This is a genomic window from Caulobacter sp. HMWF025 (genome assembly GCF_003060965.1).
Taxonomy (GTDB): Bacteria; Pseudomonadota; Alphaproteobacteria; order Caulobacterales; family Caulobacteraceae; genus Caulobacter.
Window position 1 is genome coordinate 1 of sequence record NZ_QAII01000074.1, and the last position, 10,016, is coordinate 10,016.

At 67.5% G+C, this 10,016-nt stretch carries 6 protein-coding genes and 1 pseudogene; 4 read left to right on the plus strand and 3 right to left on the minus strand.

Features of this window, described 5'->3' with window-relative positions:
• The 3 genes from DBR10_RS09065 to DBR10_RS09075 form a co-directional block, all read right to left on the minus strand.
• On the minus strand, positions 1 to 639 hold a 639-nt coding region (locus DBR10_RS09065; protein WP_146187832.1), incomplete at its 3' end, for a DUF5117 domain-containing protein.
• 135 nt (positions 640 to 774) lie between these two features.
• Entirely contained in the window at positions 775 to 1,302 is a 528-nt protein-coding gene (locus tag DBR10_RS09070) for a hypothetical protein (RefSeq protein ID WP_233243338.1), read from the minus strand.
• 62 nt (positions 1,303 to 1,364) lie between these two features.
• Positions 1,365 to 2,099, minus strand: coding sequence for a 2OG-Fe(II) oxygenase (locus DBR10_RS09075; RefSeq protein ID WP_108506048.1), 735 nt, complete (start codon positions 2,097 to 2,099; stop codon positions 1,365 to 1,367).
• A 660-nt stretch (positions 2,100 to 2,759) separates the two neighbouring features.
• Between DBR10_RS09075 and DBR10_RS09080 the strand changes: the two genes are divergently transcribed.
• The 4 genes and pseudogenes from DBR10_RS09080 to DBR10_RS09095 all read left to right on the plus strand — a co-directional run.
• Positions 2,760 to 5,636 (plus strand): TonB-dependent receptor domain-containing protein, encoded by a 2,877-nt coding sequence (locus DBR10_RS09080; protein ID WP_369831753.1) that lies wholly within the window; start codon positions 2,760 to 2,762, stop codon positions 5,634 to 5,636.
• Between the two features lie 211 nt (positions 5,637 to 5,847).
• Positions 5,848 to 8,607: a M14 family metallopeptidase gene (locus DBR10_RS09085; protein ID WP_233243339.1), complete on the plus strand. Its 2,760-nt coding sequence runs from the start codon at positions 5,848 to 5,850 to the stop codon at positions 8,605 to 8,607.
• 121 nt (positions 8,608 to 8,728) lie between these two features.
• On the plus strand, positions 8,729 to 9,472 hold the full coding sequence (locus tag DBR10_RS09090; RefSeq protein WP_218278581.1) for a response regulator: 744 nt from the start codon (positions 8,729 to 8,731) through the stop codon (positions 9,470 to 9,472).
• Positions 9,469 to 10,016 (plus strand): annotated as a pseudogene (locus tag DBR10_RS09095) (sensor histidine kinase); the annotation flags it as partial. The gene DBR10_RS09090 and the pseudogene DBR10_RS09095, both read left to right, overlap by 4 nt.

The window sequence follows — 10,016 nt, forward strand, 5'->3', positions numbered from 1 at the left end:
GGTCTGGCGGGCCTCGAACTCGATATTCTCCGGGAAAACCTTCACCGCCGACGGATCGGCCATGGACAGGTCCGGCACCAGCCGGAAGCCCGCCTCCCCGGCCTGTTTCAGGGCGTCGGTCGCGCTCATGACGTCGCGGGTCAGGAAGCTGGCGATGTCGACCAGGATGCGGCCATCTGCTGTCTCGGCGACCACGTCGCCGGCCCAGACGGTGGAGACGGCAAAGGCCTCGCGCGCGGCGGCCTGCTCGGCGGCCGGAGCGCCGGTGGCGGTGAACTTGGGGTTCTCGAACTCGGCGATCACCTTCTTGCCGATCCGGCGGAAGGCCAGCACCTGGGTGTCACCGAGGGCGGCGCGGTCGAGGCCCACGGGGGCCGAGCCGAGGCCGGTCTTCAGGGCGGTGACATAGATGAAGCGGCCGCTGACCCCGTCGGCATCGGCCTTCGGCAAGGCCAGCAGGATGCGGCCCTTGTTGCGGTCGACATAGACCGGCAGCAGCCCGTCCATCCGGGTCGCACCGGCCAGTGCGGTCTCGGCGGCCGAGGGCGGCGGGGTCTTGTCCGCTGCGGCCAGGACCGGGGTGGCGACAGACAGAAGCAGTACCGCCGCAAGGGCCGCGCGACTGACAGATCCGGACATGAACAGGGCCCCAGCTCTAGTGACCGGTGAGACGGGCGATTCCCGCCTCCGAACCGGCGGGGCCGAGCCTGTCACCGCCCAACGCAACACGCCAGAGGCGCGCCGGCGTTTCGACGGAAACGTCGGACCTCTGACCTACTGGGTGTCAGCGCGCCGGGCGCGGATGGCGCGCTGGCCGTCAATGTTCATGAAGTAGCTGCCCATCGAGGCCTTGCGGACCTCGATCCGCGAGCCCTTGCGGGGCGGCTTGCCCAGGGCGTTGTCGTCGACCTGCTTCCAGACGGCTCCGTCGGTCAGCACCACCGTCCAGCGGCCGTCGCCCCCCAGGCGGACACTGGCGGCCTCGCCGACCACGCGATCGACCTCGGACTTTTCCTCGCTGCGATCCAGGATGGCGAGCGCCGACAGATCCAGACCGAACGCCTGCCGGCGGGCGGCGCGGGCTTCCTGGCGATCGACGATGATCACCTCACCGGTCTTTTCGGCGGCGTTCACCTTGCCCACGGCGGCGTCATAGCAGGCCAGACGCTCGGCATCGGCGACGATGGCGCGGCAGTCGAACAGGGCCTTCAGCACGGCCGGCTTGGCCGCCTCGGGCGGCGTGGCGGCCAGGGCACTGACCGGCAGGGCCAGGGTCAGGAGCAGACCGGAAAGGCGTTTCATGGAACCCCGCATCATTGAACATCGGCATTGAAGGCGGCGAACGACGCCTGCGGCAAGGGTCTTCAGGCCGGGGGCGTGCTTTCCCGGACCAGCCAGCCGGTCAGGGACAGCCGCTTGGCCGCCGCATAGGGCGCGACCGGGGCCACCGAGTGCGGCCGCGGCACCCGGAACAGGGTCAGGACATTGAAGCCGGGCATGAAGCCGCGCTCGATCTGGCCGTCGGCATCATGGAACAGCAGCTGGCCACCCCAGTCGGGCCGCCACTCACGGGTGAAGCCCAGGGTGAAGGCCGCCAGACGGTCATCACGCCTGTGGCTGTCGTCATGCAGGGTCAGGAAGTCGCCGGGCCGGTAGTTGGAGGCCTGGACCCGGACGCCGTCCACCTGCGGCTGGCCGATCACGGCGGCCCCGAAGTCGAGGAAGGCCCGCCCCTGCAGGAACTCCGTCGCCAGGTGGATCGGCGCCGACGGGTCGCGGGCATACTCGTCCTGCAGGGCATAGGACAGGTGGACGAACGAGAAGCCCCTCGAAGCCCGCTTGATCGCGCCCTGCAGGAACTGGCGGACCTGGGCCTCGCCGAATTTCTGGATGACCTGGCTGCTGATCACCAGGGTGTCGGACGTCTCGTCCGGGGCCACGACGTTCCAGGTCAGGCCGGACAGCAGGGTCGCCACGGCGTCCGCGTCTGCCGGGCGCAGGAAGACCGGAATCTGCACCACGCCGTCGCGGGCGAAGGCCTCGGCGAACGGCGCAGGATCCAGGCCGGGATTGATGCAGATCTCGGCCTGGGCCGTCATGACTGTCTACCGTCTCGCAGAGTCGCCGGCGCACGGACCGCCGAAGAACCCGAGTCAGCTATCAGACTGCCCCTCGCCGCTTCAAGCCGCGCCCGACACACGCAAAACGTTACCGTTATCAGAAAAGCAGCCTTTCCGCGCTTTCCGACAGAGATCGTCCACCGGCCATCTCTATTCACGAATTAACTCTGTTCTCGCGGCAGAGATCGAGCGTCCTCAGGATGCAAATCATTCGCGTCTGGCAAGACTGAGCCATCAGCCAGAGCGCCGAGGCCTTAGGCACACCCTCCGCCCCGCCTTTTAAAATTGTCACAAAGCCATTCAATGTGACGGCAATACTACAGTTTTCAAGATTCCATACTTCTTCTAATGCCGGGAATTCTCAAGCAATAAAATGGCATCTTTGGGCCCGAAAGGCGGTCATCTGCATCTCTTTTGTTACACTCGCGACGAAATATTGCCGCAACTCGTCAGAAGCGATTGACCCCTGCGTCGCAGCCGCCAATTTCGCGCCAGGTCTCGCGCCCCTTCGGCGCGAGCGGGGGCGTCAACCGTTCGGCATCTGACCGACGAAGACGCATGCAAAAGTTGGAGGTCTGAATTTTGAACGCCTTGTCCACCCGGAAACGCCTGCTGGCGACGACCGTGTTCTGCGGCGCTATGCTGCCCGCTCTGGCCGCAATGCCCGCCATGGCCCAGGACACCGCCGCTCAAGAGCCTGTCGCCGTTGAAGAAATCGTCGTCACCGGTTCGCGCATCGCGCGTCCTGACCTGGTGTCGTCCAGCCCCGTCGCCACCGTCGGCGACAAGGAACTGAAGCAGTCGGGCGTCGTCAACACCGAGAACCTGCTCAACACCCTGCCGCAAGCCGTCCCCGGCATCACCTCGACGGTGAACAACGGCAGCAACGGTACCGCCACGGTCAACCTGCGTGGCCTGGGCACCGCCCGGACCCTGGTTCTGGTCGACGGCAAGCGCCAGACCCCGACCACCTCTTCGGGCGAAGTCGACCTCAACCTGATCCCGACCGCGCTGATCAAGCGCATCGAAGTCGTGTCGGGCGGCGGTTCGGCCGTTTACGGTTCGGACGCCGTCGCCGGCGTCGTCAACTTCATCATGAAGACCGACTTCGAAGGCATGGAAGTCTCGGCCGGCTATCAGGCCACCGATGACGGCGAAGCCCCGATCTACTCGGCCGACATGACCTTCGGCGCCAACTTCGCCGACCGCAAGGGCAACGTCGTCCTGAGCCTGGGCTACAACAAGCGCGAAGCCCTGACCCAGGGCGAACGCGGTGGCATGCTGGGCCGCGCCTGGGGTGACAACGCCGCCCGTGACGGCCTGGTGCCGTCGGGTTCGGGCTCCATCGAGCCGGGCCGCGTCGACCCGTTCGTGGCAGGCAAGTTCGTGACCCTGCCGGGCGTCGCCAACCTGTCGGCCAACTCGGCCCTGTTCCTGCCCACCGGTGACGTGCGCCTCTACAACTCGGCCAACGACACCTACAACTTCGCGCCGGTCAACTACGTCCAGACCCCGCAGGAGCGCTTCTCGGTCACCTCGCTGGCCAGCTACGAGATCAAGCCGGGCCTGACCGCCTATGCCAAGGGCAACTTCGTCAGCAGCAAGGTCGTCACCCAGCTGGCCCCGACCCCGGTCGGCAACCGTACCTTCCGCTTCACCCTGGACAACAACCCGTTCCTGACGGCGGCCGCCAAGACCGCCCTGAACAGCCTGGGTTCGTCGACCAGCTACACCATCCCGACCAGCGCTTCCTGGGCGGCCGGCACCTATACCGACGTCGACACCGACGGCGACGGCCTCTTCGACACCGTCACCGGCGTGTTCAACAAGCGCCTCAGCGACGTTGGCCCGCGCGTGGCGTCGTTCAACTTCACCGGCTTCCAGATCCAGCTGGGCCTGAAGGGCGACATCGAAGCCATCAACGGCGGCTTCGACAGCTACTTCCAGTACGGCAACACCCACGGCAGCAACACGCTGCTGGGCGACACCAGCCTGGCCCGCATCCAGCAGGGCCTGCTGCTGAACGCCGCCGGCACGGCCTGCGCCGATCCGTCGGGTGGCTGCGTTCCGGTCAACATCTTCGGCCAGGGCACGATGTCGGCGGCTGCGGCCAACTTCATCAAGACCCGCATCAACTCGTCGCAGGACTACGAGCAACTGTACGCCGGCTTCACCTTCAACGGTGATACCGAGAACCTGTTCTCGCTGCCCGCCGGTCCGATCGGCTTCGCCGTCGGCGGCGAATACCGCGCCGAAGACTTCGCCTTCAACCCCAGCCAGGACCTGGCCGTCGGCAACCTGACCGGCTTCAACGCCAGCCCGCCCGTCTCGGGTCGCTTCGACGTGTATGAAGCCTATGCCGAAGTGCTGGTGCCGGTCCTGAAGGACCTGCCGTTCGTCAAGTCGCTGGACCTGGAACTGGCCAGCCGCGTGTCGGACTACACCACCCAGGCCGATCCGGTTGAAACCTACAAGGTTGCCGGCACCTGGAAGCCCTTCGACGACCTGCTGCTGCGCGCGTCGTACAACAAGGCGATCCGCGCTCCGTCGGTCGGCGAACTGTACGCGCCGCAAGGCAACGGCTTCCCGACCGCGACGGACAACTGCTCGGCCCGCGCCGCGCCGAACGCCGCCACGCGTCAGGCCTGTATCAACTCGGGCGTCGCGGCCAACCAGGTCGGCGTGATCAACGCCAACCAGCAGACCCAGACCCTGTCGGGCGGCAATCCGAACCTGCGTCCGGAAGAAGGCAAGACCATCACCTACGGTTTCGCCTACACCCCGTCGTGGCTGCCGAACTTCTCGATCACGGGTGACTACTTCTCGATCGAGATCACGGACGCCATCGCCAACTTCGGCGGCAGCGCTTCGAACGTGATGAACGTGTGCTACGGCACGCTGGTCAACGGCAACCCGAACTCGCCGTACTGCCAGGCCATCAAGCGTCTGGCCAACGGCTCGATCGACTACATCTCGCTGACCGCCCAGAACGTGGCTACGGTGAAGACCGAGGGCTTCGACGTCGGTGTCACCTACCGCACGACCCTGGAAGACCTGGGTCTGCCGGATTGGGGTTCGCTGTCGTTCCGCTCGCTCTACACCAACACCTGGGAGCGCACGACGACGCCGGACGAAATCTCGGCTCCGATCAAGTGCGCCGACAAGTTCGGCACGCGTTGCGGCAACCCGACCCCGCGTCACAAGCTGCGGTCGGCTGTCAACTGGAAGATGGACCAGTTCGGTCTGAACCTCGTCTGGAACCACCTGGACGACGTGAACGACGATGCTCCGGCCACCAAGTACACGGTCGAGCGTATCGGCGCGAAGAACTACTGGGACCTGTCGGGCGACTGGGAAGTCAACGACAACGTCGCCTTCACGGCCGGCGTCAAGAACCTGACCCAGGAGTCCTATCCGATCCTCGGCGGCAACGCCTCGCCGTCGAACAGCGGCTATCCCGCCGCCTACGACGTGCTGGGCCGGACGTTCTTCCTGAACGCCCGCCTGCGCTACTAAGCAGCACGGCCTGTCCGGATCTTCGGGTCCGGGCAGGTCTGGCTTCTGAAGGCCAAGACGATCAAGCCCGCCCTGGCCCCGGCCGAGGCGGGTTTTTTCTGGCCCCGAACCCGGGATTGTCCGGAAAATCCGTGCTGCCCGATTGCTTCGGCCGGAGATTCACGATCAGCCTGCGGACCTGTTTTCAGGCAGGCATCCAGGGGCGAGCAGCATGATCCGACACACCGCCATGACCGGCGCGGCCCTCAGCCTGCTGATGCTGCTGTCAGGCCCCGCCCGGGCCGGCGAGATCGCCTCGCCCGCCACCGCCTTCGCCCAGCCGGTGGGCAGCGACTATTTCCTCGCCGACTACACCGCCTACGAGGCCTATCTGAAGACCCTGGCCGGCCAGTCGGACCGCATGAAACTGGTCGATATCGGCCAGACTGAGGAAGGCCGCACCCAGTGGATGGCCATCGTCTCCTCGCCCGCCAACCTGGCCCGGCTGGACCACTACCAGACCATCGCCCGCAAGCTGGCCAAGGCCGAGGGCGTCAGCCGCGCCGAGGCAAAAAAGTTGGCCGCCGAAGGCAAGGCCGTGGTCTGGATCGATGCCGGCCTGCACGCCAACGAGACCGTCACCTCCCAGGGCCAGATCCAGGTCCTGTACCGGATGCTGACGGAGAACGATCCCGAGACCCTGCGGCTGCTGGATGACGTCATCATCCTGTTTGCGCACGACAATCCGGACGGCATGGAGCTGATCTCGGACTGGTACATGCGCAACGCCGATCCGGAAAAGCGCGAGTTCGGCTCGGTGCCGCGCCTGTACCAGAAGTACATCGGCCACGATAACAACCGCGACAGCTTCATGTCGCAGATGGTCGAGACGACCAATATCAACCGCCAGTTGTTCCGCGTCTGGTATCCGCAGATCGTCTACAACCAGCACCAGACCGCGCCCAACGGCATGGTGGTGTTCGTGCCGCCGTTCCGTGATCCGGCCAACTTCAACTACGACCCGCTGGTCATGACCACCCTGCAGGAGGTGGGCATGGCCATGCACAGCCGGCTGGTGGCCGAGGACAAGCCGGGCTCGGGAGCCCGCAGCGCCGCCCCCTACTCCACCTGGCACAACGGGATGGAGCGCTCGATCGCCTATTTCCACAATTCGGTGGGCCTGCTGACCGAGATCACCGGCGGACCGACCCCGTCGAGGATCAACCTCGCCCCCGAGGTGCAGTTGCCCAGCAACGACCGTCCCGCGCCGATCGCGCCCCAGGCCTGGCGGCTGCAACAGACCCTGGACTACCAGTGGAGCCTGAATCGGGCGGTGCTGGACTATGCCTCGCGCAACCGCGAGCGCCTGCTCTTCAACATCTGGAAGATGGGCGACAACAGCATCCGCCGGGGCAGCCAGGACAGCTGGACGATCACCCCCAGCAAGGTCGAGGCCCTGAAGGAAGCCGGCAGGGCGCGGCCGCTGGAAGGCTCGCGCGGCTCGGTCGATCCGGCGCTCTATGCCACGGTGATGCAGGCTCCGGCGCAGCGCGACCCGCGCGGCTTCATCCTGCCCGCCGACCAGGCCGACCTGCCCACCGTCGTGGTCTTCCTCAATGCCCTGATCAAGGCCGGGGTCGAGGTCGAGCAGGCCGACACCGCCTTCAGCGTCGGCGGCAAGACCTATCCGGCCGGCTCCTATGTGGTGAAGACCGCCCAGGCCTACCGGCCGCATGTCATGGACATGTTCGAGCCGCAGGATCATCCGCACGACACCGACTATCCCGGCGGGCCGCCCAAGGCCCCCTATGACGTGACCGGCTATACCCTGGCCTATCAGATGGGCGTCAAGTTCGACCGCATCCTCGACGGCTTCGACGGCCCGTTCCGGCGCGTGCCCGACCTGATCACGGTCCGCCCGGGCCAGATCACCGGCACCGGCAAGGCCGGCTGGCTGATCAGCCACGCCCCCAACAACAGCTTCACCCTGACCAACCGCCTGCTGAAGGCCGGGGTCCGGGTGTCCTGGCTGAAGGACGCCACCCGGGCCGGCAAGACCGAGTTCGGCCCCGGGGCCATCTGGGTTCCCGCCTCACCGGCCGCCGCCGCCGTGATCAGCCAGGGTGTCCGCGAGCTGGGGATCAATGCTCTGGCGGTGAGCCATACCCCGCGCGGCGCGACCCTGCCGCTCAAGCCCGTGCGCATCGGCCTGGTCGATGTCTATGGCGGCTCGATGCCGTCCGGCTGGAACCGCTGGCTGTTCGAGAAGTTCGAGGCCCCGTTCCAGGTCGTCTATCCGCAGCGTCTCGACGCCGGCGACCTGAACAAGGACTTCGACGTGCTGGTCTTTGCCGACGGGGTCTTCCCCGCTCCGGCCGGTAGCCCGTTCCGGGCCGGACGCGGCGGGTCCCAGCCCCGGCCCGAAGACATCCCGGCCGAGTTCCGCCCCTGGCTGGGCCAGATCACCGACGCCAAGACCCTGCCCCAGGTGGCGGCCTTCGCAAAAGCCGGCGGCACCGTCGTGGCGATCGGGGCCTCGACCCGGCTGGCGGTCGCCCTCGGTGCCCCAGTCGAGGTCGCCACCGCCCGCCTTGAGAAGGCCGAACTGCGGGCCCTGCCGACCACCGAGCTCTTCATCCCCGGCTCGATCCTGCGGGCCCGTGTCGATCCGCGCCAGCCCCTGGCCTACGGCATGGGCGAAGAGGTTGATGTCTTCTTCGACCGCAGCCCGGCCTTCACCCTGAAGTCGGACGCCGCCGGGGTCTCGCGAGTGTCCTGGTTCGACAGCGACACGCCCCTGCGCAGCGGCTGGGCGATCGGCGAGGAACGGCTGAAGGGCTCGGCCACCATCCTCGACATCGACATCGGCCAGGGCAAGCTGCTGGCCCTCGCCCCCGAGGTCACCCAGAGAGCGCAGTCTTACGGGACCTTCAAGTTCCTGTTCAACGGCCTGCTCTACGGCCCGGCCGTGTCCGGAGTGTCGGGAAAATAGGGTTTCGTCACAGTCCGGCAACGCCCTGATACAGGCCTGAAACACGGACGCCCTCTTCGGAACAAGACTGTAGGCCAAGGCTGGGTTTCGTCTCAAACCCGTGACGCGACCTCTGGCGGCCATGTCATTTTCCCCGGCGATGCGACCCGACAAGCCGTGCTCAGTCCTGGCGCGGGTCCTGCTGGTCGAGGATGATCACGACCTGCGCCGCGAAATGGCCACCTATCTGGAGGCCCAGGGCTATGGCGTGGATCAGGCCGCCGACGCGGGCCAGGCCCGCAGGCTTCTCGGGCACGGCCCGGTGGACGTGGCGGTGCTTGACGTCAACCTGCCCGGCGAGGACGGCCTGTCGCTGTGCCGGCATCTGGCGGTGCAGGGCGGCCCCGCGATCCTGATGCTCAGCGCGCTGGGCGATCCGGTCGACCGCATTCTGGGGCTGGAACTGGGCGCCGACGACTATGTGGTCAAGCCGATCCCGCCGCGGGAGCTGCTGGCCCGGGTCAAGGCGCTGCTGCGACGCCGGTCCGGCGAGACCCGCGCCGCCCTGCGGGCCGTCTACAGCTTTGCCGGCTTCCGGCTGGACCTGGCCGCACGCCAGCTGACCGCCCCGAACGGCACGCTGCTGCTCCTGACCCGCGGCGAGCTTTCAATCCTGTCGGCGCTGCTGGACCAGGCCCAGACCGTGGTCCCGCGCGAGGAGCTGCTACGCCTGATCCGGGGCGAGGAGCCCGCCGTCGTCGGTCGTGGCATCGACCTGCACATCAGCCGCCTGCGCCGCAAGATCGAGGCCCAGACCGATCAGGCCCTGATCAAGACCTATCGCGGGGTCGGCTATGTGCTCGACGCCCGGGTCAGCCTGCAATGAGCGCGACCGCTCCCGGCCGGGGCCCCCGACGCCGGTCCAGTCCGCCGCTGGCCGTGCAGATCATCGCCCTGCTGCTGTGCGGGATTGTGCTGGCCCAGCTGGTGACGCTGGGCCTGACCCTGCTGCTGCCGCCCGCGCCCCCGGCCCAGCACAGCCTGGCCGACATCGCCGCCGGGTTGCAGGGCCGCCCCATCGCCAATGAGGGGGCCCGCCCCCTGCTCAGAGCCGCTGATGACCAGCCGCCCAGCCTGCAGAGCCCCGGCTGGTTCGTCTCCGAACAGGCCCACGCCGATCTGGCCCGCCTGATGAAGGTGGATCCCGGCGCGGTGCGGCTGCTGTTCTATGCCCCCCTGCCCTTTGCCGGGACGCCGACCCGCCAGCTGAGCGCCGTCGGCCGCGAGCGTCAGGGCGGAGCGGCGGCCTCACTCGGACAGGCGGTCCGCAGCCTGCTGGCCCCGGCCGCAGAGGCCCGCCCGCCGGCGGGGGCCGCCCTGCCGATGCCGGGCTTGCCGGGGGGCTTGCCCGTTGGAGGACCTGTCCCGGC